This window comes from Nocardia sp. NPDC004573 (assembly GCF_053602135.1).
In genome coordinates, this window is record NZ_JBSGDA010000005.1 from 261311 (window position 1) to 287595 (window position 26285).

25 protein-coding genes are annotated in these 26285 nt (G+C 68.8%); 14 read left to right on the forward strand and 11 right to left on the reverse strand.

The window, feature by feature from the left end:
* Positions 1–43 precede the first annotated feature (43 nt).
* From ACWEKR_RS10855 to ACWEKR_RS10865, 3 genes are read right to left on the reverse strand one after another with little or no spacing between them, the layout of a single operon-like run.
* On the reverse strand, positions 44–1153 hold the full coding sequence (locus tag ACWEKR_RS10855; RefSeq protein WP_452354303.1) for a DNA glycosylase AlkZ-like family protein: 1110 nt from the start codon (positions 1151–1153) through the stop codon (positions 44–46).
* Between the two features lie 18 nt (positions 1154–1171).
* Entirely contained in the window at positions 1172–2122 is a 951-nt protein-coding gene (locus ACWEKR_RS10860) for a M56 family metallopeptidase (protein ID WP_452354304.1), read from the reverse strand.
* Positions 2119–2499, reverse strand: coding sequence for a BlaI/MecI/CopY family transcriptional regulator (locus tag ACWEKR_RS10865; RefSeq protein WP_043691105.1), 381 nt, complete (start codon positions 2497–2499; stop codon positions 2119–2121). The genes ACWEKR_RS10860 and ACWEKR_RS10865 overlap by 4 nt, the downstream gene beginning before the upstream one ends.
* Before the next feature lie 127 nt (positions 2500–2626).
* Between ACWEKR_RS10865 and dinB the strand changes: the two genes are divergently transcribed.
* A complete protein-coding gene (gene dinB, locus ACWEKR_RS10870) occupies positions 2627–3868 on the forward strand; it encodes a DNA polymerase IV (protein ID WP_452354305.1) in 1242 nt (413 codons plus the stop codon).
* 54 nt (positions 3869–3922) lie between these two features.
* Here dinB and ACWEKR_RS10875 read toward each other — a convergent pair whose 3' ends face one another.
* Genes ACWEKR_RS10875 through ACWEKR_RS10895 form a run of 5 tightly spaced genes read right to left on the reverse strand, consistent with a single transcriptional unit; the run spans position 3923 to position 8785 of the window.
* Complete coding sequence (locus ACWEKR_RS10875; RefSeq protein WP_195085387.1) at positions 3923–4801, reverse strand: phosphoribulokinase; 879 nt, start codon at positions 4799–4801, stop codon at positions 3923–3925.
* A gap of 11 nt (positions 4802–4812) precedes the next feature.
* Entirely contained in the window at positions 4813–5889 is a 1077-nt protein-coding gene (locus ACWEKR_RS10880) for a class 1 fructose-bisphosphatase (protein ID WP_452354306.1), read from the reverse strand.
* A 15-nt stretch (positions 5890–5904) separates the two neighbouring features.
* A complete protein-coding gene (locus tag ACWEKR_RS10885; protein ID WP_452354307.1) occupies positions 5905–6909 on the reverse strand; it encodes an AAA family ATPase in 1005 nt (334 codons plus the stop codon).
* Entirely contained in the window at positions 6899–7321 is a 423-nt protein-coding gene (locus ACWEKR_RS10890) for a ribulose bisphosphate carboxylase small subunit (RefSeq protein ID WP_195085390.1), read from the reverse strand. The genes ACWEKR_RS10885 and ACWEKR_RS10890 overlap by 11 nt, the downstream gene beginning before the upstream one ends.
* Before the next feature lie 21 nt (positions 7322–7342).
* The gene (locus ACWEKR_RS10895) at positions 7343–8785 is read right to left on the reverse strand and encodes a form I ribulose bisphosphate carboxylase large subunit (RefSeq protein ID WP_195085391.1); all 1443 of its coding nucleotides are present in this window, start codon (positions 8783–8785) and stop codon (positions 7343–7345) included.
* Positions 8786–8935: 150 nt separating this feature from the next.
* On the opposite strand from ACWEKR_RS10895, the gene ACWEKR_RS10900 reads away from it, so the two are divergent.
* Both ACWEKR_RS10900 and ACWEKR_RS10905 read left to right on the forward strand, forming a co-directional pair.
* Complete coding sequence (locus ACWEKR_RS10900; protein WP_452354308.1) at positions 8936–9805, forward strand: LysR family transcriptional regulator; 870 nt, start codon at positions 8936–8938, stop codon at positions 9803–9805.
* A 65-nt stretch (positions 9806–9870) separates the two neighbouring features.
* Positions 9871–10725, forward strand: coding sequence for a class I SAM-dependent methyltransferase (locus ACWEKR_RS10905; protein WP_452354309.1), 855 nt, complete (start codon positions 9871–9873; stop codon positions 10723–10725).
* Positions 10726–10993: 268 nt separating this feature from the next.
* Here ACWEKR_RS10905 and ACWEKR_RS10910 read toward each other — a convergent pair whose 3' ends face one another.
* The 3 genes from ACWEKR_RS10910 to ACWEKR_RS10920 are packed head-to-tail and all read right to left on the reverse strand — an operon-like array spanning position 10994 to position 14547.
* Positions 10994–12562, reverse strand: a complete 1569-nt coding sequence (locus ACWEKR_RS10910; protein ID WP_452354310.1) for an FHA domain-containing protein — start codon at positions 12560–12562, stop codon at positions 10994–10996.
* Positions 12559–13002, reverse strand: a complete 444-nt coding sequence (locus ACWEKR_RS10915; protein ID WP_452354311.1) for a hypothetical protein — start codon at positions 13000–13002, stop codon at positions 12559–12561. Before ACWEKR_RS10915 ends, ACWEKR_RS10910 begins: the two co-directional genes overlap by 4 nt.
* Positions 13003–13005: 3 nt before the next feature.
* A complete protein-coding gene (locus tag ACWEKR_RS10920; RefSeq protein WP_452354312.1) occupies positions 13006–14547 on the reverse strand; it encodes a hypothetical protein in 1542 nt (513 codons plus the stop codon).
* A 141-nt stretch (positions 14548–14688) separates the two neighbouring features.
* Between ACWEKR_RS10920 and ACWEKR_RS10925 the strand changes: the two genes are divergently transcribed.
* The 11 genes from ACWEKR_RS10925 to nuoK all read left to right on the forward strand — a co-directional run bounded on the left by ACWEKR_RS10925 (position 14689) and on the right by nuoK (position 26284).
* The gene (locus ACWEKR_RS10925; RefSeq protein ID WP_159840688.1) at positions 14689–15108 is read left to right on the forward strand and encodes an Rv3143 family two-component system response regulator; all 420 of its coding nucleotides are present in this window, start codon (positions 14689–14691) and stop codon (positions 15106–15108) included.
* A 487-nt stretch (positions 15109–15595) separates the two neighbouring features.
* On the forward strand, positions 15596–15976 hold the full coding sequence (locus ACWEKR_RS10930) for an NADH-quinone oxidoreductase subunit A (protein WP_195085396.1): 381 nt from the start codon (positions 15596–15598) through the stop codon (positions 15974–15976).
* A 51-nt stretch (positions 15977–16027) separates the two neighbouring features.
* Positions 16028–16582 carry a NuoB/complex I 20 kDa subunit family protein gene (locus ACWEKR_RS10935; RefSeq protein ID WP_043691073.1) on the forward strand — a complete coding sequence of 185 codons (555 nt, stop codon included), beginning with the start codon at positions 16028–16030 and terminating at the stop codon, positions 16580–16582.
* Positions 16579–17355: an NADH-quinone oxidoreductase subunit C gene (locus tag ACWEKR_RS10940; RefSeq protein WP_452354313.1), complete on the forward strand. Its 777-nt coding sequence runs from the start codon at positions 16579–16581 to the stop codon at positions 17353–17355. Before ACWEKR_RS10935 ends, ACWEKR_RS10940 begins: the two co-directional genes overlap by 4 nt.
* Entirely contained in the window at positions 17355–18680 is a 1326-nt protein-coding gene (gene nuoD / locus ACWEKR_RS10945) for an NADH dehydrogenase (quinone) subunit D (protein WP_452354314.1), read from the forward strand. Before ACWEKR_RS10940 ends, nuoD begins: the two co-directional genes overlap by 1 nt.
* Positions 18677–19444, forward strand: a complete 768-nt coding sequence (nuoE, locus tag ACWEKR_RS10950) for an NADH-quinone oxidoreductase subunit NuoE (protein WP_452354315.1) — start codon at positions 18677–18679, stop codon at positions 19442–19444. Before nuoD ends, nuoE begins: the two co-directional genes overlap by 4 nt.
* A complete protein-coding gene (gene nuoF, locus ACWEKR_RS10955) occupies positions 19441–20763 on the forward strand; it encodes an NADH-quinone oxidoreductase subunit NuoF (RefSeq protein ID WP_452354316.1) in 1323 nt (440 codons plus the stop codon). The genes nuoE and nuoF overlap by 4 nt, the downstream gene beginning before the upstream one ends.
* On the forward strand, positions 20760–23297 hold the full coding sequence (locus ACWEKR_RS10960) for an NADH-quinone oxidoreductase subunit G (protein WP_452354317.1): 2538 nt from the start codon (positions 20760–20762) through the stop codon (positions 23295–23297). The genes nuoF and ACWEKR_RS10960 overlap by 4 nt, the downstream gene beginning before the upstream one ends.
* A complete protein-coding gene (gene nuoH / locus ACWEKR_RS10965) occupies positions 23290–25161 on the forward strand; it encodes an NADH-quinone oxidoreductase subunit NuoH (RefSeq protein ID WP_452354318.1) in 1872 nt (623 codons plus the stop codon). Before ACWEKR_RS10960 ends, nuoH begins: the two co-directional genes overlap by 8 nt.
* Positions 25158–25988, forward strand: coding sequence for an NADH-quinone oxidoreductase subunit J (locus ACWEKR_RS10970; protein ID WP_452354319.1), 831 nt, complete (start codon positions 25158–25160; stop codon positions 25986–25988). The genes nuoH and ACWEKR_RS10970 overlap by 4 nt, the downstream gene beginning before the upstream one ends.
* Positions 25985–26284: an NADH-quinone oxidoreductase subunit NuoK gene (nuoK, locus tag ACWEKR_RS10975; protein WP_159840702.1), complete on the forward strand. Its 300-nt coding sequence runs from the start codon at positions 25985–25987 to the stop codon at positions 26282–26284. Before ACWEKR_RS10970 ends, nuoK begins: the two co-directional genes overlap by 4 nt.
* The last annotated feature ends 1 nt before the right edge of the window (position 26285 follow it).

Here is a 26285-nt window from a genome sequence, read left to right on the forward strand (position 1 = left end):
GTTCGGACCACAGCGCACCTCGACGGCTCGAGATCAGCGCGACCTACCCAGCTCGCACAGTGAGGTTCTCGCGCCCGGCCGCCAGCGCCACGTGCGCCAGGGCCTCGTCCAACCCCCGCCTGGGCAACGGCGCGCCGTCGAACATGGCGATCTCGACGGCGTCCTCGGCGAGCTCCCACACGCCCGCGATACGTCCACCTACCACGACGATCGGTGAGATCCACCCCGCCGTGCGGCTCACTTTCGCGCGGTGGGCGGCAGGGAGCAAGGCGGTGTCACCGGTGCCCGGTGCCAGCACGTACTGGTCGAAGGCGCCGAGCAGGTGCACCGTCCCGCTCGGCGCGGTGGCGGCCAATTCGTCGACCCGGGCGGTCGGCAGGAAGGCGCGGCGGCCCTCCACGTCCACCTCGGTGAGCAGGTCACCCAGTTCGGCGAACCAGCGCCGCACCGTGGTCTTACGCAGGCTGTTTCGGCTGAGCCAGGCGTCGAAGGCCTCCGGCGTCGCCGGGCCGTAGGCGCTGAGATAGGCGAGGATCGCCGCCCGGGCCGCCGCATCCGGCTCGGGCAGCCCGGGCCAGTCGCGGATCAGATGCGCCGGACTGGTGAACGTCACCTTGTTGCCCCGCGCCGGGCCGTGGCAGAGCGCCCCCTGCCAGGCCAGCGGTTTGAGCAGCGCACCCCACCCGGAGCGCAACTCCTCACCGAGCCGGTGGAACTCCGGCGCGGAAACCAGGGCTTCGACCAATTCCTCCCGGGTGAGCACCGCGGCGGCGAGCACCTCGGCGACCGCCTCGGTCAACGCCGCGACCTCCGCGGGCGAGGCGCCGAACGTCTTCTGCCAGGAGGGCTTCTCCCAGGTGCGCGCGGAGCCGATGAGCGTGAGAGCGGCCGCGGCCAGGTCGGGGGTCAGCGCGTGCAGCGTGCCGCGCATCGCCCAGGTCTTCATCAGACTGCCGTCGTCGAGCGCGCGGACCAGCGCGCCGGATTCGGGTTTCGTGCTGCGCAGGGCGGCAGCCAGTTCCGCCGCGGAGGTGACCTGCGCCTGTATGCCGCACAGGCGCTCGGCGATCGCTTCGGCACCCTCGTCGGTGCGAGATCCGACGTGCTGACGTTGCAGCCGCCAGGCGAAGACCTGATCCCAGGTGGCTCGCACACGCGCTCCTTCTCGTACTCAGTTCAGCAGCGCACCGGCGGCGGCCACCGTCGCGGCCGCCAGGGCCGACCCCGTGACCGTCATCGCGATCACGCCGAGCAAGGCGGTGCGGGTGGTGGCTCGCCGGATGGCGCCGACCGGGTCGGCCAGCCGCTCGGCGCGGGCCAGTACCGCGGTGCCCGCCGCGGCCAGCGCTCCATGGGGCGCCGGCTCGACGACGCCGACGATCGCCAGCAGTCCGCCCAGCAGCGGCAACGAACCGTGTTCGTCGGCGGCCTTGTCGTCGGCGCACATCTCGAGCAGCCGGGCGGTCTCGGCGGCGCCGACGGTGAACAACCGCAGGCCCGGCAGCGTGGTGGCCACCGCGCGCAGCACCGCCGTCAACGCCGCGTGCCTGCCGGACAGGTGCGCTCGTTCGTGCGCGAGCACCGCGGCCAGTTGGTCGCCGTCCAGCGCCTCCAACGCCGCCTTCGTGACCACGATGGTGTCGGGCTTTCCCGGCACGCAGTACACCTGCCGTTCGGGCGAGTCGAGCACGACCGCGCCTATGCCCGGCACCGGCCTGCCGACCAGGCGGACCGCCCGCGCATGGACGCTGGTACGCCTGCGCATGTCCACGACGACACCCACCGCGCGCGCCACCAGCGCGACCGTGCCCGCGGCCACAAGGGCCGCCACCGCGAACGTCGCCGCCCGGCCGGCCGCAGCGCCGTGCACGTGCATGGGCGACCACAGGAACGAGGCGCACGCGCTCAGCGCGTCCTTCGGGTGTCCCCAGTAGGTCGCGAACTCGACCGTCACGACCGCCGCCGCGATTCCCCAGGCGCTGAGCGCACCGATGATCGCGACCACCCAGGCGATCACGCCCAGCCGCGGGGCGATGCCGCGATGGGTCAGACTGCGCAACACGGGCGGACCGAAGGTCGCCACGACGCCGCCGTACAGCGTCAGCGCGATGGCCAGGCTCACGGCACTTCTGGTGACTTGCGCGCCGCCAGTCTGCGTAGCGCGGCACGCAACCCGGCCGATTCCTCGGCGCTGATCCGGTCGACGAAATGACTGAGCACCAGGTCCGAGCGTCCGCCGGAACCGAGCGCTTCGAGCATGAGCCGGGCGCTGTGCTCTTCCCTGGTGAGAGTCGGCCAATAGCGATAGGCCTTACCTGCGCGTTCGCGCGCCAGCCAGCCTTTCCGATGCAGGTTGTCCATGGTCGACATCACCGTCGTATAGGCGATGTCGCGCTGAGCCGACAATTCGTCGAAGATCTCGCGCACCGTTGTGTCCTCTGCGTCCTGATCCCAGATGCGGTCCATGATCACCGCCTCCAGATCCCCGAATCCACGCACCGTACCGACTCCCTCATCCGAGCTGTGCCCCGTCGTGGGAACAGGTTACCGGCTGCGGGGGGTTACTACGGAGGCAACCAGTAGATCTGCCCAGGCCACCGCCCCTGTCGTACCGTCGTGCGAACATATGTTCGTGTCCGATGCGCCCGCCTCACGATCCGGCCGACCCCGGATACTCGCGCGCCAGGAGGCATCGATCCTGCATGCCGATCTCGACTCGTTCTATGCCTCGGTCGAGCAGCGCGACGACCCGCGGCTGCGCGGCAGGCCGGTGATCGTGGGCGGCGGCGTGGTCCTGGCCGCCAGTTACGAGGCCAAGGCGTTCGGCGTGCGCACTCCGATGAACGGCGGGCAGGCGCGCCGATTGTGCCCGCACGCGATCGTGGTACCGCCGCGCATGTCCGCCTACGCGGAGGCGAGCAAAGCCGTCTTCGAGATCTTTCGCGATACCACGCCGGTGGTGGAGGGCATTTCCATCGATGAGGCGTTTCTCGACGTCGGCGGGCTGCGCCGGATCGCGGGCGAACCGGCGGCCATCGCGACGCGGCTGCGCGCGGAAGTCCGTGACCGGGTCGGCTTGCCCATCTCCGTCGGGATCGCCCGCACCAAATTCCTCGCCAAGGTGGCCAGCGCCGTCGCCAAGCCCGATGGCTTGCGCCTGGTGCCGCCGGACCGGGAACTGGACTTCCTGCACCCGCTACCGGTCGAAAGACTCTGGGGCGTAGGGGATGTCACCGCGCGGACATTGCACGAGCACGGCATCACCCGGGTCGGTCAGCTGGCGGAGCTGGGTGAGCGCCCGCTGCGGGCGATCCTCGGGCCCGCCGCGGCCCGCCATCTCTACGCCCTGTCCTGGGCGCGTGATCCGCGCCGTGTCGAGACCGGCAGGCGGCGGCGGTCGATCGGCGCCCAGCGCGCCCTCGGGCGCAAGCATCGTCCCCCGGACGAGATCGAGGCCTACCTGCACGGGCTCACCGATCGGCTGGGCAGGCGGCTGCGCGCCGCCGAGCGGGTGTGCCGCACCGTGGTGCTGCGCCTGCGTTTCGACGATTTCGCCCGGGCCACCCGCTCACATACTTTGGCCGAAGCCACCGATCACACCGAGACGATCCTGCTCGCGGCACGCGGCCTGCTCACCGGCGCGATGCCGCTCATCCAGGAACGCGGCCTCACCCTGATCGGCCTGGCGCTGACCAATCTCGACGATGCCGACACCGTGCAGCTCACCCTGCCTTTCGAGGCCCGCGCCGCGAACACGCTCGACGCGACCCTCGACGACCTGCGCCGCCGCTTCGGCTCCGCCGCCGTCACCCGCGCCGCCCTCCTGCATCGCGGCGAGGGCCTGTCGGTCCCGCTCCTGCCCGACTAGTGCTGCGGGGCCGACAGCGTTTCCCGCGCCTACCCGTTCGGAACCCACGACCGCTCAATACGACCGTTTCGGCCGCTTGTCCATCAACCGCAGGATCAGCGGCGTGAAGATCAGCTGCATCGCCAGTTCCATCTTGCCGCCGGGCACCACGATGCAGTTCGTCCGCGACATGAAGGAGTCGTGCAGCATCGACAGCAAATAGGGGAAGTCGATCACCTTCGGGTCGGCGAAGCGGATCACCACGAAGCTCTCGTCCGCCGTCGGAATACTGCGCGCGATGAACGGATTGGACGTGTCCACCGTCGGCACCCGCTGAAAGTTGACGTAGGTGCGGGAGAACTGCGGGCAGATGTAGGTGACGTAGTCCGGCATGCGCCGCAGGATCGTATCGATCACGGCCTCGCTGGAATAGCCGCGCTCGGTCTTGTCCCGGATCACCTTCTGGATCCACTCCAGGTTGATGATCGGCACGACGCCGACCAGCAGATCGGTGTAGCGGGCCACGTTCACGGTGGCGGTGACCGCCGCGCCGTGCAGGCCCTCGTAGAACAGCAGGTCGCTGCCGGGCGTCAACTCCTCCCACGGCGTGAAGGTGCCCGGCTGCTGCCCGTAGGGCTTGGCCTCGGCCTCGTCGTGCAGGTACCGGCGCACGGTCCCGACGCCGGTCTCGCCGTAGTCGCGAAACAGCGTCTCCAGTTCCTTCAACAGGTTCGCTTCCTCGCCGAAGTGCGAGAACCGTACATTGCGGTTCTGCTCCGCCTCGGCCATGGCCAGTTTCATCTCGTTGCGGTCGTAACGGTGGAACGCGTCGCCCTCGACGATCGCGGCGTTGATTCCTTCGCGGCGGAAGATCTCCTGAAAGGTCCGGGTCACGCTGGAGGTCCCCGCCCCGGAGGACCCGGTGATGGCGACGACCGGGTGCTTGACGGACATGGTTCTCCCCTTCAGCGCTGGGCCGGACGAAACAGGGACCGTCTGCCGAACAGCGAACTGTCGAAGCTGGGTCCCTCATCCGGCTCGCGGTGATACCGCTCGATGCGTTCGACTTCGTTGCGGGAGCCGAAGATCAGCGGCACCCGTTGGTGGACGTCGCCGGGCAGCACTTCCAGCACCCGCTCACTGCCGGTGGTCGCCGCGCCGCCGGCCTGTTCGACGATGAACGCGATCGGATTGGCGCCGTAGAGCAACGCCACCCGTCCCGGCCGCGCGGGCGGGCGGGTGTCACGCGGATACAGGTACACCCCACCGCGGGTGAGGATGTGGAAGGTGTCGGCGACCAGCGAGGCCACCCAGCGCATGTTGAAGTCCCGCTCCCGCGGACCGTCCACGCCGTCCAGGCATTCCTGTACGTAGCGGCGCACCGGGCGCTCCCAGAATCGCTCGTTGGCCGCGTTGATCGCGAAACCGGACGTGTCCTCCGGGATGCGCATCCGTGGGTGGGTGAGCACGAAGGCGCCGATCTCCCGGTCCAGCGTGAACCCGTCCACCCCGCTGCCGGTCGTCAACACCAGCATGGTCGCCGGGCCGTACAGGGTGAAGCCGGCGCATACCTGCTCGACCCCTGGTCGCAGGAACTCGTCCGCCGCCGGGCCGCCACCGGCCGCGGATGTGCGCAGCACACTGAAGATGGTGCCCACCGGAAGATTCACGTCGATGTTCGACGAACCGTCCAATGGATCGAACGCCAGCAGATACTTCCCGCGCCGATGCGTCGCGGGCACCGGATGGACCTCACTGATCTGTTCGGAGAGCAACGCCGACAGGTGCCCCGTCCATTGCGTTTCGGCGACCATGATGTCGTTGGCGATCGCGTCCAGTTTGCGATGCACCGTCGGCGGCAGGTTGTCCGGCTCCGAGGCGCCCAGCGATCCGACGATCGCGCCGCGGGTGACCTGATTGGCGACGATCTTCGTCGCGGTCGCGATGACATTCACCAGCCCGGAGAACTCGCCGGACGATCCGGGATGCCGGTGTTCCTGCTCGATGGTGTAGCGGGTGAGGGTCTTCAATCCTTCTGGCATGGCGCCTCGATCTCGTCACCGGCAGTCTCGCGCGGTCGGCTCGGGGTCGGTGAACACGCTGCTGCCGTAGACATCTCGGTCGGTCAGCGTGATCAGATCGGTCTTGGTCAACGGCCTGCGCAGTTCGACGAGACGCTTGGCCTGCCGCAACCGGCAGCGGTCCAGCGCATTGCGCACGCTGCGCGCGTTGGAGAAACGCGGACGAGCCATCCGGCGTTCCAGGTACTCCCCGAACGCCGTCCGCGCCGCGTCGTCGAAATGGAAGTTCTCCGCGGCCACCATGAGTTCGGCGATGGCCAGCAGTTCCGCCTCGGTGTAGTCGGCGAACTCCAGGTGATGGGCCACCCGCGAGGACAGGCCCGGATTGGCGGAGAAGAAGCGGTCCATCCGGTCGGGGTATCCCGCGAAGATCACCACCAGGCTGGCGCGCTCGTTCTCCATCTCCTGCAACAGGATCTCGATCACTTCCTGCCCGTAGTCTCGTTCGTTCTCCGGCCGGAACAGGTAGTAGGCCTCGTCGATGAACAGCACACCGCCCGCCGCTTTGGCCAGCGCCTCCTTGGTCTTCGGTGCGGTGTGCCCGATGAATTGGCCCACCAGATCGTCTCGCGTGACGGTGTGCACCTTCGGTTTGCGGATGTAGCCGAGGGCATGCAGCATCTGCGCCATCCGCAGCGCCACCGTCGTCTTACCCGTCCCCGGTCCACCGGTGAAACTCATGTGCATGGTGGGCCGCGACGAGGTCAGGCCGAATCGCTGCCGCGCCCGGTCGATCAGCAGCAGCGCCGCGATCTCGCGGACCCGCCGCTTCACCGGGGCCAGCCCGATCAGCTCCGCGTCCAGTCTGCGCAGCGTCTCCTCGACATCATGACCCGCGATGTCGGCGGATAGATCCAGCACCGCGTCCTCGCCCAGAATCTCCGGCTCCTCCGGTTCGGCGGGCGCCGTCCGCACCGCGCCGGGGACATCGGCCCCCGGGCGGTGCAGACGGAATCCGGAGCCGTTGCGCTCAGCCGCCATACCGGTCTCCCGGGCGGACGGTCGTCGCGTACGAGTGCAGACCGTACTTCTGCCTGCGGTCGGGCCCTTCGGTGCGGGTCAACACGAAGCCGGGCTCGTCGGGCGGCCGCTGCACCAGGAAACTCAGCGCCGTCGTCTGCCTGGTGTAGCGGGCGTCATAGGCCAGCACCCGCACGTAATGGCGCGGAAAGGTGGCCCGGCACGCGTTGATCTCGGCCAGCACGCCGTCGGGCTCGTCGAGATCGAACAACGGCAATCCCCACATCTCCCAGTAGGCGTTGCGCGGATGCGGGTCGTCGGTGTACTCGATGGACACCGGCCAGCTGTTGAGCAGCGCGTAGCGCACCTGGGCGGCGATCTGCTCGTCGGTCAGCGGCGGCAGGTAGCAGAACGTTCCGTGCCTGAGATACATCGGTGAATCCTTCCGGGATGGTCAGCGGCTGGCCGTCGGCACGGCGTCCGGCGCGTCGGTGGAGGTGTAGTCGAAGGTGACATCGCCCCAGGTCGCCAATGCGACCTCGAGCGGACGGCAGATCTCGGCCGCCTTGCGCAACACCTCCGGACCCTCCTTCAGCAGGTCGCGCCCTTCGTTGCGGGCCTGCACGACCGCCTCCAGGGCGACCCGGTTCGCCTCCGCGCCCGCGGCGATACCGAGCGGATGCCCGATCGTGCCGCCGCCGAATTGCAGCACCACGTCGTCACCGAACAGATCGAGCAGCTGATGCATCTGCCCGGCATGGATGCCGCCGGAGGCCACCGGCATCACGCCGGGCAGGCTCGCCCAATACTGGTCGAAGAAGATCCCGTTGGCGGGCTCGGTCCGGATGTGGTTGTCCCGCAACGTGTCGTAGAACCCCTTGGTGGTCGCCGGATCGCCCTCCAGCTTCCCCACCACCGTGCCGGCGTGCAGATGGTCGACGCCGATCAGCCTGCACCACTTGGCCAGGACCCGGAAGCTGACGCCGTGCGTCTTCTGCCGCGTGTAGGTCGAATGCCCCGCGCGATGCAGGTGCAGCAGCACGCCGTTGCGGCGCGCCCAGTGCGACATCGACTGCATCGCGGTGAATCCGACGGTGAGATCCATCATGATGACGACGCTGCCGAGTTCTTTGGCGAATTCCGCGCGCTCGTACATCTCCTCCATCGACGCAGCGGTCACATTCAGGTAGTGGCCTTTGATCTCACCGGTCTCGGCCATCGCGCGGTTGACGCCCTCCATCGCGAACAGGTAGCGGTCGCGCCAGCGCATGAACGGCTGCGAGTTGATGTTCTCGTCGTCCTTGGTGAAATCCAGGCCACCTTTGCACGCCTCGTAGATCACCCGCCCGTAATTGCGGGCGGATAGCCCGAGTTTCGGTTTCACCGTCGCGCCCAGCAGCGGCCTGCCGTATTTGTTGAGATATTCGCGTTCCATCACCGTGCCGTGCGGTGGACCTTGGAACGTCTTCACATAGGCCACCGGAATGCGCATGTCCTCCAGCCGCAGCGCCAGCAACGGCTTGAACCCGAACACATTGCCGATGATCGAGGAGGTCAGGTTGGTGATCGATCCTTCCTCGAACAGGTCGAGATCGTAAGCGACATAGGCGAAGTACTCCCCCGGCCGTCCGGGGACCTCGTCTATGCGGTAGCACTTCGCCTGGTAGCGCGAGTGTGCGGTGAGCCGGTCGGTCCACACCACCGTCCACGTCGCCGTGGAGGACTCGCCTGCCACCGCGGCGGCCGCCTCGATCGGGTCGACGCCGCGCTGCGGGGTCACCCGGAACACGGCGAGCACGTCTGTCTCCGACGGCTGATAGTCCGGCGCGTAATATCCCATCGACGCATAGGATTGGACACCCGGATCCCAGCGGTCGCGTTCGATTTCTTCGGCCATCGTTCCTCCTGCTGTGCCACTACGGGACACCCGCACCCGGGCGAACGGGCGTGCCTTGGGATTTCCAGGATGACGGGCCGGATACCGACAAACAATTTGATTGTTCCTCGCGATACCCAACGTTTTCGTTGAGTTTGTTACCGTCGTTCGATGGGTATGGTGAGCGCGGCTCGGATGGAAACCTTCCTGGCCGTCGCCCGCCACGGCAGCATTCGCCGCGCCGCGGCGCAACTGCACATCACCGAGGCCGCCGTCTCAGCGGCCGTCGCGCACATCGAGAAACAGCTCGGCGCCGAGCTCGTCGCCAAGGCCGGGCGCGGCATCACGCTCACCGAGTCCGGTCGCGTCTACGCCGAGTACTGCCGCGGCATCCTCGGATTGATGAAGGAGGCGCAGGCCGCCGTGCGTCGCGCCGAGACCGGACGCCTGCGGATCGGCGTGGTCGCCACCGCGGGCGAATACGTCCTGCTGCGGCCGCTCGCCTCGTTCCGCCGCCGCTACCCCGACATCGAGCTGAGCCTGTCGGTGCACCCGCGCGACGCACTGTTCCTCGAATTGCAACACCACGAAACGGATCTCGTCATCGCGGGCCGCCCGCCGCGGGACACCGGGTTGGTGGTGCGCGCTCGGCGGCCGAGCCGCCTGGTCGTGGTCGGCCTGCCGGAACTCGACCCGCTGCACACCACATGGCTGCTGCGCGGGCGCGGCTCCGGTACCAGGGAGGCCACTCTCGGCCTGCTGGAGCAACTCCACATCGAGCCGCCCACGCTCACCCTCGGATCCCACGGTGCCGTCCTGGCCGCAGCGCGAGAAGGATTGGGCGTCACGCTGATCCACAGCGACGCGATCTCCCAGGACCTGGAGAACGGCGTGCTGCGCGTCCTCCCGGTCGAGGGCACCCCACTGGACCGTCCCTGGCATGCCATCACCACCCGCACGCCGACGCCGACCACCCGCCTGTTCCTCACCCATCTGCTCGACTCCGCCGAGGTCGGCCCCGACGTCTTTCACCCCCACTGATCCTCGTCCCGCACCGGAGCGCCGGTGCCGGGCAGCCGCCGGACCGATATGACAGACTGGCCCGCATGACTCGAGGGGACGTACCGTCCAACGTGTCGGACACAGCGCGGTGGGTGGCGGCCTACCGCGCACGCGAGACGACGCGCCCGGACGCGCTGTTCCACGATCCGCTGGCCGACCGGCTGGCCGGAGAACGCGGCCACGCCATCGCCGATAGCGCGCCCCGGATGATGCGCGGCGGATGGCCGATCGTCACGCGGACCAAGCTGATCGACGACCTGGTCAGCACAGCGATCGCCGAGGGGTGCGACCGCGTCCTCAACCTCGCCGCAGGTCTGGACACCCGCCCCTATCGGCTGGATCTACCGCCCGAGCTGCTCTGGATCGAAGCGGACCTGCCGGAGATCGTCGCGGAGAAGGACGACGCGCTCACCGATGAGACGCCGCACTGCGTGCTCGTCCGCCGAGCGGTCGATCTCGCCGACCCAGACGCCCGCGCGAAGTTCCTCGACGAGGCGCTCGGCGCGGTCGCCCCCGCCACCGCCCCCGCCTCGAAAGCCTTGGTGCTCACCGAGGGTTTGCTGATGTACCTCGACCCGCCGACGGTCACCGATCTGGCGAACGCCCTGAACCGCCCGGAGATCGCCTGGTGGCTCCTCGACCTCAGCATGGGCATGCGGAAGCTGCGTTCCGGGGACACCTTCGCCAACGCGCCGATGAAATTCGAGCCCCCCAACGGCGTCCGCTTCTTCGAAGACCTCGGCTGGCAGCCGATCGAGCTGGAAAGCCTGCTGCTGCACGCCCGCAAATTCCATCGCGCACCCTGGTACCTGCGCCCGTTCACCTATCTGCCTCAGCCCGACCCACGCAAACCCATGCGCAACCCGTGGTCGGGCATCATCCGCTTCCGCCACACCTGAGCGGGAAGACCGGCAGCGGGTGATCCGGCATTGCCGTCATCCGAGAAGGTCGAGAGACCTCGCCAGCACAAGGCCTCTCTTGTCTGCCGGTCGTCGGATCAGCGGTTGTCTTGTTGGTGCTGCTCCCACACGGCCTTTCTACGCAACCACTCTGCTTCGCGCCGGTCGCGCGCCTCCTCGGTGTTCTGTTTTCGACGCGGACGAGCGGTTGCGGGGACCGAGATCCGCTCCGGACGATTCCGCGACCGTTCGACGTGCCGATCCGCGGCTACAACTGGCCGTGTGGGGAGTCGAAGGTCAGCACGCGTCCGCCCAGTTGGATCTGGGCGCCGGGCGCGAGGGTGACCGGCCGGCCGGGGACCGCACGCACCCATTCCTGTCGTCCGGGATGACGGATGTGGGTGCCGTTGGTGGAGCCGCCGTCCACCACTGTGACGTCCCACTCGACGAGGCGGATCTCCGCGTGCGCCCGGGACATCCCGCCCGAGCTGTCTTCCAGCCGCAGCGGGCGAGCGCCGCGCGTGACGGCCTCGGAATACTCCGGCTCGCGTCCGAGCACGCAGTCGCTGTCCAGCACGAACGATGTGCCGTCGTCCAGGAGCAGCACGCCCAGCGGAGGACGAACCCCCTCGGTGAGCACGCAGGTGAGCTGATCCATCCGGATGCCGCACACCGCGCAGAAGGACACCCGCGGATCGTTGTGATGACGGCGTGCGCACTGGAAGCCGTGCACGATCACCCGATGTCCCAGCGTGTTCGAGCCGGTCGACCCGAGCGCCGCCGCGACGACCTCGGCCGAGGGGACCACCGTCTCGGCGAGATCCGCGTCGTCGGCGATCGCCTGGTCTCGGTCGGTGCGGTGGGCAGGCCGTGCCGGTCCCCGGTCCGGTCGCGGTGGCGTCGGCTGCGCCACCGAAGGCGTCACGCCCGGGCCGGGCGCGGCCCGGCGCGCCGCTGCCTGCAGATCGACTTCCGTTGCGGCGTCGCCGGGCTCCTGACCCTTGCGCAGGCTCGGTGCCGACCGCGGCTGCGCTCCAGACGCCTGCTCCGCTTCGGGACGGTGCGATGGCGGCGCCTGAGGTGCGGCGGATCCCGCGACCGCCGCGGGGTCTTGTCTCGGCGGAGCAGCGACCGAATGTGGTGTCGACGCCGGCGGCGGCTCGACGTGCTGCGGTTCCCCGATCCGCTGCGGTTCAGGGGCCGATACCGGCCGCGGCACGGGCGGGACTTGCCGCGCGGATCCCGCCTCCGGCCGCCGTCCGGGTTCGCCGACACTGTGGGCCTCCGGTTCGGCGGGGTGCACCTCCGGCACCGCCCCGGACCACCGCACCGCGCCCGACCCCGGTGCGGTCCCCTCGCCGAGCGCGAAAATGCCGCGCTCCGGAAGCGACTCCGCGGTCCATCCCGCCTCGTCCACGAACAACCCCGCGCCGGCGCCGGGTGCGGGCGTCACCATGCGGTCGACGGTGAATCCGGCGTCCCGGCCGCGCAGCACCTCCGTGTGGCCGGCGCCGGCGAGGACAGCGGTGATGCCACCGTGCAGGAAGACCGCGAGACCGTTGTCCGCGGGCGTGACCACGCCGAACTCGACCTCGTCCTCCTCGCCGCTGGCCAGCCCCATCAGCCAGGTCGTGGCCGCCCGCGCCACCGCCCGCCCGCTGCGACTCCGGTCGCGCGCCACGGCCTCGCGCACGATGTCCAGCAGCGCAGCCATCGTCCGGGCCGCCACCGTGTCGGCTGTGACTGTGCCGTCGCCGCGGTGTGCGACGACCACGACGGCACCGCTCGCGCTCGCCACCAGGTGGCCGCCGGGCAACACCTCGATCTGCGCGCTCACAGGAACCGGCCGCCTTGGAAGCGCCACCGGTGGAACACCACCCGCATGGGACCGTTCACGATGAGCCAGAACACGATCCACGTGATGACGAACTGGATTCCGAACGCCACGAGCGACGGGCGCAGATGCCCGGGCAGGACCACCGTGGTGTAGCGCACGAGGACCCACATCAGCGCCCCCTCGTTGACGATGGTGATGAAACCGAACAGGGTCGGCCAGTCCTTTTCCCAGCGGAACTGCTGCAGGAAATGGTAGAGCAATTCCCACAGCACACCGACCAGGACGGTGCCGAGCAGAACCGACAACGTCACCCGGTACGCCTGGCCGATGCTCGACGAACCGGTCGGCAGGAACGGGGTGATGACCAGCGCGACGACGAAGCCGATCACGCTCAGCGCGAGAAGACGGGTCTGGATTCGCCCGTTCAAGGTAGGAAGCATCGCTCAGATCTTCTCGTTCGTAACCCACAGCCACCATTGCCGTGTGGAGCGCAGCGGACCCATCCTGCGGCAGAACCCGACCGCGGCCAGATCGTCCGCGATCTCCTGCGCGGCGATCTGCAGGCCGAGGAAGGTGTCCACGCCCACGAACGGCCCGCCGAGTGTCGCGCTGCCGGAGGCGTACATCCGGCCCGTGCCGCTCCGGGTGCCGATCAGCTCGAAGGTCGTCTCCACGTCCAGCCTGCCGAGCGGATTGCGCCCGGCGCCCGCGTGGTCCAGCAGGTCGGCCAGCAAACGGTGCTCGCGGATGTCGGCTTCCAACCCCGTGCAGTCGATGATGTAGTCGACGGTGGTGTCGAACGGTTGCGTCGGTGGCGGAAACGGCAGCGGCGCAGTGGTATCCGGGAGTATCGTCGCGACCACGCCTTGGCGGCCACCGGCGGGACGGGGAGCCCGCATCGTGCCCGCCATCACCTGGTACCAGCCTTCTCGGCGGCCGCGGCGCAATTGTTCCTGCCAGTTGTCCCGGATCGGGGTGTTGGTGCCGGAGATCTCCTTGTACGCCCGCGCCCGTTCCTCGCCTTGCAGTCGCCGCACCTTTTGCTTGAGCTGACCGCCCCAGACCGACTTCGGATAGTTGAAGCCCTGGTAGGCCCACCCGTCGCCGCCCTTGCGCCGGCTGAAGACATTCTTGCCGTGCGGGCCGGCGATATAGGTACGGAACAAATGCAGGATCCTGGTGTCGAGCCGGTAGGCGTCCCGGTCGTCGATGAGCCGCTGCAGGACGCGGCTGGCCACGATCCCGCTGCCGCGGATGAGCACGGTGCCGGGGCGCCGCTGCAGCGTCTGGTAGACGTGCTCGTGCGGCTCGTAGGCGTTGACCACGCGCGTCGGATCGCGATGGGTCTCGCGGTACTCCTGCAGGTCCGGCAGCAGTTTCAGACCCGGATAACCCACCGCGACATGCACATACGTGCTGCGGAAAGCCACCCGCTTGGTCGGCGTGGAACCCGCGGGCGGGGTGAGGATGGTGAAGTATCCGCCGCCGTGGCGCTTGCGGACCATCCGTACGTGACCTCGGTGCAGGGAGCGGGCGTAACCGATGCGGTGGAACTCCCGCTCCATGGCGGCGAACGCCTGGCCCGCGCGGGGGGTGTAGTAGTTCGCGAAGATCGGTTCGGTGAAGACGTTCCACAGCGGCCCCAGCGATCGGTCCGCGATCGCCTCCCGTACCGCGTAGGACGGGAAGCCCCAGATGTTGTCCGGTGTCGAGGCCGAATCGCTGCGCAGGCGCTCGCCGCGGGGAATCTGCGAGACCCTGGTCAGGTATTCGTAGGACGCCCACGGGTGCTCCTGTGGACCGAGCACCGCCATCGCCTCCGCGGGCACGCCGAAGATCCGGAGGGTGTCGTAGGTGACGAACGAGCCGATTCCGCTGCCGATGGTCACGAACGGTACGCCGACCACCGGAATCCCTGCGCTGCCCAGCATTTCGTCGGTCCACACGTCGGTGTCGACGAGGGCCTGCGTGATATCTCCCCGCATGGGCCGGACTTTACCGGCAGTTTCTTGTCAACTGCTTGCCATCGGCTTTCGCCGGACGACGCCGCCGGTGACGCGCGGTGCGCGACGCGCGCGGGCGATCTGTGCCGAACCTGCCACGCGGTCCACCCTCGCGGACGTACCATGCCGTTCGTGGCCGATTCTCCTCGTTCCACCCCGCTGCGGGTTCTCGTGTACAGCAATGACGCCGACACCAGGCGCCAGGTGATCCAGGCCTTGGGCAAGCGCCCGAGCCCGGAGTTGCCGGAATTCGCGTACCTCGAGGTCGCCACCGCCCCCGTGGTGATCGCCCAGATGGACGCCGGAGGCATCGACCTGGCCGTGCTCGACGGCGAGGCGAGCCCGGCCGGCGGACTGGGCATCGCCAAGCAATTGAAAGACGAAGTCGATCCGTGCCCGCCGCTGCTGGTGCTCACCGGCCGTCCTGACGACGCCTGGCTGGCCGGCTGGTCGCGTGCGGAGGCCGCGGTGGCGCACCCCATCGATCCGCTCCGGCTCACCGAGGCCGTCGTCGCGCTGCTGCGCAGCCGCTCCGCGGCCTGACCCGGAGCCGCGCCCGCCCGGGACCGAACCGGACATTCATAGCGATCATGAATTAGTTCCATCGCGCGTGGTGTCGCGCTTCGGCACGGCTACAACAACGCCCGGACTCCTCTTCTCCGACGCTCCCGGCCGCCGCCGGGCTGTCGCCGTCCCCGACTCCGAACCCGCTCGGGACCACATTCGACGTCGTACTACGCGACACTCCGGCGCAGCCAACTGACCGTTCACCCAACGTCACGGTCACCCTCCCCGGATTACCACCGTTTCGGTCATAAATGCTTGTACTGAATTCGATCAAACGGCGGCACCAAACCCGCTGCGGAGGCCCCTTTCAGTTGTAGGCTGTGCCGTACCTCACAAGGAAACGGATCAATGAATGACCGGTTCCGGGTGGAGCCGAGGGCGAGTCTGGCCGAGGCGGACAACGACGTCAGCCCGCCTCGGACGCTGTTGTCAGCTGCAGCTCGCAAGGAGGGGAAGTGCAGTCGTGAATATCGAGGTGCCGACGCTCGTACTCGGCGCGATCGCGGCGGCGTTCGCGCTGTTCTCCATCGTCCTCTCGGCCCTGGTCGGCCCGAAACGGCGCAACCGGGCGAAGCTCGAACCCTACGAATGCGGGATCGAACCCACCCCGCATGCCGTGGCCGGCGGGCCGGGAAACATTACCGGACAACGCTTTCCGGTGAAGTACTACCTCACCGCGATGTTGTTCATCATCTTCGACATCGAGATCGTGTTCCTCTATCCGTGGGCAGTCCACTTCGATGCGCTCGGTCTCTTCGGTCTGGCCGCGATGGCGTTGTTCATCGTCAACGTCTCGGTGGCCTATGCCTACGAGTGGAAGCGCGGCGGGCTCAGCTGGGACTGAATGCCGCGCAATCGAATTCGTAGGCGACGAGTGGAAGCGAGTCAGTAGAACATGGGTCTCGAGGAGAAACTGCCCAGCGGCTTCCTGCTGAGCACGGTCGAAGATTTCGCCGGATTCCTGCGCAAAGGCTCCCTATGGCCCGCCACCTTCGGGCTGGCGTGCTGCGCCATCGAGATGATGGCCACCGGCGGAGGCCGGTTTGACATCGCCCGTTTCGGCATGGAAGCATTCCGCGCCTCGCCGCGGCAGGCCGATCTGATGATCGTCGCGGGCCGGGTGAGCCAGAAGATGGCCCCGGTGCTGCGCCAGGTCTACGACCAGATGACCGAACCGAAATGGGTGCTGGCGATGGGCGTCTGCGCGTCGTCGGGCGGGATGTTCAACAACTACGCCATCGTGCAGGGCGTCGATCATGTGGTGCCGGTCGACATCTACCTGCCCGGCTGCCCACCCCGGCCGGAAATGCTGCTGAACGCGATTCTGGCACTGCACGCCAAAATTCAACAGATGCCGCTCGGCGTCAACCGCGAGGAAGCCATCCGCGCCGCCGAACAGGCCGCGCTCGCCTCGACGCCGACCATCCGGATGGAGGGTCTGCTGCGATGACCTTCGACACCCCCGACGACACCGACGCCCCGCCCGCGCACGACGCGATCGACGCGGCGGCCACGGCGGGCCCCGAAGGCACCTTGCCGGAAGAGGATTCCGCACAGGCCGGCGCCGAGGTGATCGGCGTACGCCGCGGCATGTTCGGTGTCACCGGCACCGGCGACACCTCGGGTTACGGTCGGCTGGTCCGCCCCGTGACGCTGCCCGGCAGCACGCCGGCCCCGTACGGCGGGTACTTCGACGAAGTGGTCGACGCGCTGCGCACCGCGCTCACCGCCACGGGTGTCCGCCTGGACGCGGCGCTGGAGAAAGTGATCGTCTTCCGCGGCGAGCTCACCCTGCACGCGCACCGCGAGCAGCTGGTCACGGTGGCTCGCGCGTTGCGCGACGACCCCGCATTGCGTTTCGAACTCTGCCTCGGCGTCGACGGGGTGCACTATCCGGAGGATTCCGGCCGCGAGCTGCACGCCGTCTATCACCTCATTTCGATCACACACAACCGCCGCCTGCGGGTGGAGGTCGCCGCGCCGGATGCGGACCCGCATATTCCGTCGCTCTACGAGGTGTATCCGACCACCGACTGGCACGAACGCGAAACCTACGACTTCTTCGGCATCCGGTTCGACGGGCACCCCTCGCTGACCCGGATCACCATGCCGGACGACTGGCGCGGCCACCCCCAGCGCAAGGACTACCCGCTCGGCGGGATACCGGTCGAATACAAGGGCGCGCGCATCCCGCCGCCCGACGAGCGGAGGGCATACAGCTGATGACCGACACCGACACCCACACCGACGTCGCCGCCGCCGAGCCCGCCACGGTCACCGTCGCGGGACAGGACTGGGACCAGGTTGCCGAGACGCTGTCCGGCGCGGGCGAGGAACGCATCGTCGTCAACATGGGTCCCCAGCACCCGTCCACGCACGGCGTGCTGCGGCTGATCCTGGAGATCGAGGGCGAAACGGTCACCGAGGCGCGCTGCGGCATCGGCTACCTGCACACCGGAATCGAGAAGAACCTCGAATTCCGCAACTGGACCCAGGGCGTCACCTTCGTCACCCGCATGGACTACCTGTCGCCGTTCTTCAACGAGACGGCGTACTGCCTGGGCGTGGAGAAACTGCTCGACATCACCGAACAGATCCCGGAGCGCGCCACGGTCGTGCGTGTGCTGCTGATGGAGCTCAATCGCATCTCCTCGCACCTCGTCGCGCTGGCCACCGGCGGCATGGAACTCGGCGCGCTGACGCCGATGCTGTTCGGATTCCGCGAGCGCGAGCTGATCCTCGACGTGTTCGAGACGATCACCGGCCTGCGGATGAACCACGCTTACATCCGCCCCGGCGGCCTGTCCCAGGACCTGCCCGACAACGGGGTGACCAAGGTGCGCGAACTGCTCGCGCTGCTGCCCAAGCGGCTGCGCGACATGGAACACCTGCTCACCGCCAACCCGATCTGGAAGGCCCGCACCCAGAACATCGGCTACCTCGACCTTCAGGGTTGCATGGCCCTCGGCATCACCGGCCCCGTGCTCCGGGCCACCGGCCTGCCGCACGACCTGCGCAAAGCCCAGCCCTACTGCGGCTACGAGAACTACGAATTCGACATCCCCACCACCACCGGATGCGACTGCTACGGCCGTTACGTCATCCGGGTGGAGGAGATGAAGGAGTCGCTGAAGATCGTCGAGCAGTGCCTGGACCGGTTGCGGCCCGGGCCGGTCATGATCGACGACAAGAAAATCGCCTGGCCGGCCGACCTGCAGGTCGGCGCGGACGGACTCGGCAACTCCCCCAAGCACATCGGCAAGATCATGGGCACGTCCATGGAAGGGCTGATCCACCACTTCAAGCTGGTCACCGAAGGCATCCGCGTGCCGGCGGGCCAGGTGTACACGGCGGTGGAGTCCCCCCGCGGCGAACTGGGCGTGCACATGGTCAGCGACGGCGGCACCCGGCCCTACCGGGTGCACTATCGCGACCCCTCGTTCACCAATCTGCAAGCGGTCGCGGCGATGTGCGAGGGCGGCATGGTCGCCGACGTCATCGCCTCGGTCGCCAGCATCGACCCGGTCATGGGCGGAGTGGACCGATGAACCAGACGCACGGCGACAGCCCGAACGGCGGTGGGTACGGGTCCGGCGGGACCCAAGTCCTGCTGAAGCTCAGCACCCGGCCCGAGCCCTATCAGCCTTTCGTGCGCGAACGGCTGGAAACCGACGCCAAGGAGATCATCGCGCGCTATCCGCACCCGCGCTCGGCGCTGCTGCCGCTGCTGCACCTGGTGCAGTCCGAGGAAGGCTACGTCACCGGCACCGGCATCGAGTTCTGCGCGGAGCAATTGGGATTGACCGGCGCGGAAGTGACCGCGGTGGCCACTTTCTACTCGATGTTCCGCCGCACACCTACCGGCGACTACCACGTCGGGGTCTGTACCAACACGCTCTGCGCGGTCATGGGCGGCGATGCCATCCTCGCCGCGCTCGAGCGCCACCTCGGCATCGGGCACGGCGAGACCACAGCGGACGGAACGATCACCCTCGAGCACGTCGAGTGCAACGCGGCCTGCGACTTCGCGCCGGTGGTCATGGTGAACTGGGAATTCTTCGACAACCAGACACCCGAATCCGCGCAGGCCCTGGTGGACGCGCTGCGAGCCGGACAGCAAGTCACCCCGACCCGGGGCGCGCCGCTGTGCACGTTCAGGCAGACCGCCCGCATCCTCGCCGGGTTCCCCGACGAGCGCCCCGGCGTGCTCGACGGCGCCGCCGGTGACGCGACGCTCGCCGGTCTGCGGGTCGCCCGCGAACAGGGCATGCGAGCCCCTGCGGCGCACGAGGATCCGGAGGGCCCGCGATGACGCTCACTCCGGTGCTGAGCACCTACTGGGACGATCCGCAGTCCTGGACCATGGACACCTACCTCCGGCACGACGGCTACCAGGCGCTGCGCACCGCCCTGCGGATGGAACCGGACCAGATCATCCAGACCGTCAAGGACGCGGGCCTACGCGGACGCGGCGGCGCAGGCTTCCCCACCGGCATGAAATGGAGCTTCATCCCGCAGGGCCCCGGACCCGACGGCGTCACCAAACCGCACTACCTGGTGGTGAACGCCGACGAGTCGGAACCCGGTACCTGCAAGGACATTCCGCTGATGCTCGCCGCGCCGCACGCGCTGATCGAAGGCGTCGTCATCGCCGCCTACGCCATTCGCGCGGCGCACGCGTTCATCTACGTGCGCGGCGAGGTGGTTCCGGTGCTGCGACGGCTGCAAGCCGCGGTGGCCCAGGCCTACGCGGCGGGCTTCCTCGGTCACGACATCCTCGGCTCGGGCTACGACCTCGAGCTGATCGTGCACGCGGGCGCGGGCGCCTACATCTGTGGTGAGGAGACCGCGCTGCTGGACTCGCTGGAAGGCCGCCGCGGCCAGCCCCGCCTGCGCCCGCCGTTCCCCGCCGTCGCCGGCCTGTACGCCTGCCCGACCGTGGTGAACAACGTGGAATCCATCGCCAGCGTCCCGCCGATCATCCGCAACGGCATCGCCTGGTTCCGCTCGATGGGCAGCGAGAGGTCACCCGGATTCACCCTTTACTCGCTGTCCGGTCACGTGACCCGGCCGGGACAGTACGAGGCGCCGCTTGGCGTCACGCTGCGCGAGCTGCTCGGCTACGCGGGTGGCGTGCGCGCCGGGCACCGGGTGAAGTTCTGGACACCGGGCGGCTCGTCCACGCCGCTGTTCACCGAGGAACACCTCGACGTGCCGCTCGACTACGAAGGCGTCTCGAGCGCGGGATCCATGCTCGGCACCAAGGCACTGCAGATCTTCGACGACACCACCTGCGTGGTGCGGGCCGTGCTGCGCTGGACGCAGTTCTACGCCCACGAGTCCTGCGGCAAGTGCACCCCCTGCCGGGAGGGGACCTACTGGCTGGTGCAGCTGCTGGAACGGATCGAAGCGGGCACCGGCGTTGCGTCCGACCTCGACAAACTGCTCGACATCAGCGACACCATCAACGGCAAGTCGTTCTGCGCCCTCGGCGACGGCGCCGCCAGTCCGATCATCTCCTCGCTGAAGTACTTCCGCGAGGAATACGCCGAGCACCTGCGGCTCGGCGGATGCCCATTCGACCCGGCACGCTCCACCGCATGGGCCGAGTCAGGAGGAGAGGTCCGATGAAACCGGTATCGCGCAGCGATTCGATCCGAGGTGGCGGCCGGACGACGGGTGGGCCCGCCACCGTGCGAGACCACAACGGCGGACCCGCTCCCGCCGACCTGGTGACTCTGACCATCGATGACACGGAGGTCAGCGTGCCGCCCGGCACGCTGCTGATCCGTGCCGCCGAACTGATCGGCATCCAGGTCCCCCGCTTCTGCGACCATCCGCTGCTCGATCCGGTCGGCGCCTGCCGCCAATGCCTCGTGGAGGTCGAGGGACAGCGCAAACCCGTCGCCTCCTGCACCATGACCGCCACCGACGGCATGGTGGTCCGCACCCAGCTCACCTCGCCCGCCGCCGACAAGGCGCAGGAGGGCGTGATGGAACTGCTGCTGATCAACCATCCGCTCGACTGCCCCGTGTGCGACAAAGGCGGCGAGTGCCCGCTGCAGAACCAGGCGATGTCCACCGGCCGCGCCGAATCTCGGTTCGACGGACGCAAACGTACCTATCCCAAACCGATTCCGTTGTCCACGGCCGTGCTGCTGGACCGGGAACGCTGCGTGCTCTGCGCCCGCTGCACCCGGTTCTCCCAGCAGATCGCGGGTGATCCGTTCATCGAACTGATGGATCGCGGTGCGCTGCAACAGGTGGGCACCGCGCAGGCCGAGCCGCTGGATTCCTACTTCTCCGGCAACACCGTGCAGATCTGCCCGGTCGGCGCGCTCACCGGCACCGCCTACCGATTCCGCGCGCGTCCGTTCGACCTGGTGTCCAGCCCGAACGTCTGCGAGCACTGCGCCTCCGGCTGCGCACAGCGCACCGATCACCGGCGCGGCAAGGTCTTGCGCCGGCTGGCCGGGGACGATCCGCAGGTCAACGAAGAGTGGAACTGTGACAAGGGCCGGTGGGCGTTCACCTACGCCACCGAACCCGACCGGCTCACCACTCCCTTGGTGCGCGGTTGGGATGGCGAGCTCGCCCCCGCCTCCTGGTCGGAGGCACTGGCCGCGGCCGCGGAGGGACTGGCGGCGTCGTTCGGCAACGCGGGCGTGCTGGTCGGCGGCCGGGTCACCGAGGAGGACGCCTACGCCTACGCCAAGTTCGCCCGAGTTGCCCTCGGCACCAACGACATCGACTTCCGCGCCCGCGCGCATTCGGCGGAGGAGGCCGATTTCCTCGCCGCTCGCGTCGCCGGCCAGGACGGCACGGTGACCTATGACAGCGTGGAGGCCGCGCCGGTCGTCCTGCTGGTCGGGTTCGAACCCGAAGAAGAGTCGCCGATCGTGTACCTGCGGCTGCGCAAGGCCGCCCGCAAGCACCGGCTGCCGATCTACTCGCTCGCGCCCTACTCCTCTCGGGGACTCGACCGCATGTCCGGACGGTTGATGCGTACCGTCCCGGGCGCCGAACCGCATCTGCTCGACGCCATCCGCACCGGCGAGATCACCGCCCCCGGCGCGGATCCCGCCCAGCTGGCCGATCTGGCCCGGCTGCTGCGCGAACCCGGCGCGGTGATCATGATCGGTGAGCGGATGGCCGGTGTCGCGGGCGCGCTGTCGGCCGCCGTGCGCTTGGCCGAGGAAACCGGCGCAGCCCTCGCGTGGGTGCCGCGCCGGGCCGGCGAACGCGGCGCGGTCGAAGCGGGCGCTCTGCCCGGCCTGCTGCCCGGCGGGCGGCCGGTCGCCGATCCGCGTGCCCGTCAACAGGTCCGGGCGGTCTGGAACGTGCCCGAGCTGCCCGTCGGCGCGGGCCGGGACACCACGGCCATCCTGGAGGCCGCGTCCGGCCTCGGCGCCTTGGTCATCGGCGGCGTCGACGTCGCCGACCTGCCCGACCCGGCCGCCGCGCTGGCCGCCATCGACGCGGCCAGGTTCGTGGTGAGCCTGGAACTGCGCCGCAGTCCGGTCACCGAACGCGCCGACGTGGTGTTCCCGGTCGCCGCGGCCATGGAGAAGGCCGGAACCTTCCGCACCTGGGAGGGCAGGCCGCGCCCGTTCGCCGCCGCGCTCGGCGATGACATGGTGCGCCGCCAGAGCGCGCCGCTGTCGGATCAGCGGGTGCTCCACGCCATCGCCGAGGAGATGTCGGTGCGCCTCGGCTTGCCCGACGTCGAGTCCGCCCGCGCCGAACTCGCCGAACTCGGCGCGTGGGACGGCGCGCCCGTCTCCGCGCCCACCCACCCGCCGCATCCGTTGCCGCAGCCTCGACCCGGCACCGCGGTGCTCGCCAGTTGGCGGATGCTGCTGGACGAGGGACGCATGCAGGACGGTGAACCGAATCTCGCCGGCATCGCCCGGCCTCCGGTGGTGCGCCTGTCGGCCGCGACCGCCGCCGAACTCGGCGCGCAACCCGACGATCCGGTCACCGTCGCCACCAGCCGCGGCGCGGTCACGCTGCCGCTGATGATCAGTGACCTGCCCGATCGGGTGGTGTGGCTGCCACAGCACTCGCCCGGCTGCTCCATCGCCGAGCAGCTCGCCGTCCAGCCCGGCGCGATCGTGCATCTGCGGCACGCCGACGAGAGGATGAAGGAGCACCGTCATGAGTGATCTCGCCACACTCGTCGCCTCGGATCCGTACACCCCCGCGGGCTTCGGAAACGACCCGGTGTGGCTGGTGATCGCCAAAGCCGTGGCCGTTTTCGTCTATCTGATGCTGATCCCGCTGATCGCCGTGCTCGCGGAACGAAAGATCGTGGCACGCATGCAGATGCGGATCGGCCCCAACCGGACCGGGCCGTTCGGCTCCCTGCAGAGCATCGCCGACGGCGTGAAGATGGCCCTCAAGGAGGACATCGTCCCGGCGATCGTGGACAAGCCGATCTACATCCTGGCGCCGGTCATCTCGGTGGTGCCCGCCTTCATGGCGTTCGCGGTGATCCCCCTCGGGCCGCAGGTGTCGGTCTTCGGCGTCACGACCCCGCTGCAGCTCACCGATCTGCCGGTGGCGGTGCTGTACATCCTCGCGATCACCTCCATCGGCGTCTACGGCATCGTGCTGGCCGGCTGGTCGTCGGGATCCACCTATCCGCTGCTGGGCGGGTTGCGCTCGACCGCGCAGGTCATCTCCTACGAGATCGCCATGGCACTGTGCTTCGCGACGGTGTTCCTGCTCGGAGGCACCATGGCCACCTCCGGCATCGTGTCCGCGCAGGAAGGCACCTGGTATGTGTTCCTGCTGCTGCCCTCGTTCCTGATCTACTGCGTCTCGATGGTCGGCGAGACCAACCGGGCGCCGTTCGATTTGCCCGAGGCCGAGGGCGAACTGGTCGGCGGCTTCCACACCGAGTACTCCTCACTCAAGTTCGCCATGTTCATGCTGGCCGAATACGTCAACATGGGCACCGTGTCCGCGCTGGCCACCACCTTGTTCCTTGGTGGGTGGCGGGCGCCGTGGCCGCTGAACATGTGGGAGGGCGCGAACTCGGGGTGGTGGCCGGTGCTGTGGTTCACCGCCAAGGTATGGACGTTCCTGTTCGTGTTCATCTGGCTGCGCGGCACCCTGCCCCGATTGCGCTACGACCAATTCATGAATCTGGGCTGGAAACTGCTGATTCCGACCTCGCTGGCGTGGGTCATGGTGGTGGCCACCGCGCGGGTGCTGCAAGCCGAGGGCTATCCGGTGCAGACTCCGATCCTCGTGATCGGCGGCGTGCTGGTCACCGGCCTGTTGGTGCTGCAATTCCTGCGGGCAGGCCGGGCCGGGGCGACCCCGCCACCGGTCGAGGAACCCACCGACGCGGATGCCACCGATTCCACGGTCTTCCTCGGCTTCCCGGTGCCGCCGCTGCCCGCCGACGCGCACGCCCGCGACGCCACCCGCGCCAAAACGGGCCTGTTCGAGCCGCTGTCCGGGTTCGCGGTCACCGCGACGACCATGTTCAAGAAGCCCAACACCGAGTTCTATCCCGAACAGAAGACGCCGACCGCGCCGCGCTACCACGGCAGGCACCAGCTCAACCGCCATCCCGACGGCCTGGAGAAGTGCATCGGCTGCGAACTGTGCGCGTGGGCCTGCCCTGCGGACGCGATCTACGTCGAAGGCGCCGACAACACCGAGACGGAACGGTTCTCCCCCGGTGAACGGTACGGGCGGGTCTACCAGATCAACTACCTGCGCTGCATCGGCTGCGGACTGTGCATCGAGGCCTGCCCCACCCGAGCGTTGACGATGACCAACGACTACGAGATGACCGACGACAACCGCGCCGATCTCATCTACGAGAAGGACCGGTTGCTCGCCCCGCTACAGCCCGGGATGACCGCGCCGCCGCATGCCATGCACCCCGGCGCCGACGAGGCGGACTACTACCTCGGCCGGGTGCCCGGCGCCGCGCCGGCCACCGCCGGAGCCACGGCGACCGATGCGCCCCGGCAACCCGCCCCCGCGGGCGTGGAAGGAGCGACACGGTGACCGAACTCATCCTCGCCGCGGAGCCGTTGACCCGCGCCTCCACCGGCGAAACCGTCCATTTCTGGATCCTCGCCCCGCTGGCCGTGCTCGGCGCGCTCGGCATGGTGTTCGCCCCCAAGGCGGTGCATTCCGCGCTGTGCCTGGCCACCACGATGATCGCGCTGGCCGCGTTCTACATCGCCCAGGACGCACTGTTCCTCGGCGTGGTGCAGATCGTGGTCTACACCGGCGCGGTGATGATGCTGTTCCTGTTCGTGCTGATGCTCGTCGGCGTCGACTCCGCCGAATCGCTGAAGGAGACCATCCGCGGCCAGCGGCTCGCCGCGGCCGCGGTGGGCCTCGGCTTCGGGCTGCTGCTCAGCGGCGGCATCGCCCACGGCGTGCGGGAGTCCGCGATCACGTTCCCCGCCACCGGTTTCCCGGGTCGCGACGTGATCGCCGAACTGGCCGAGCTGATCTTCCTGCGCTACGTGTGGGCCTTCGAACTCACCGGCGCCCTGCTGATCACCGCCACCATCGGCGCCATGGTGCTGGCCCACCGCGAGCACTTCGGGCCACGCACCGATCAGCGTGAACTGTCGCGCCGCCGGTTCCGCGAGAAGGGACACCGCGCGACCCCCCTGCCCACGCCGGGCGTCTACGCCAGGCACAACGCGGTGGACATCCCCGCGCGGCTGCCCGACGGGTCGTTCGAGGAACTGTCGGTCAGCACCATCCTGCGGCACCGCCGCACCAGGGCGCTCACCGAAGCGGCCGTCATCTCGGTCGGCACCACGCCCGCATCGGACGGGACCGACAACCCCAGCGACGAGGAAGGCAACCGGTGAATCCCGAGAACTACCTGTTCCTGTCCGCTCTGCTGTTCACCATCGGGGCGGCCGGAGTGCTGCTGCGCCGCAACGCCATCGTGGTGTTCATGTGCATCGAGCTGATGCTCAACGCGGTGAACCTCGCGTTCGTCACCTTCGCCCGGATGCACGACGACCTCGACGGGCAGGTGTTCGCGTTCTTCACGATGGTGGTCGCCGCGGCCGAGGTGGTCGTCGGCCTGGCCATCATCATGACCATCTTCCGCGCCCGCCGCTCGACCTCGGTCGACGACGCCAACCTGCTGAAGTTCTGAC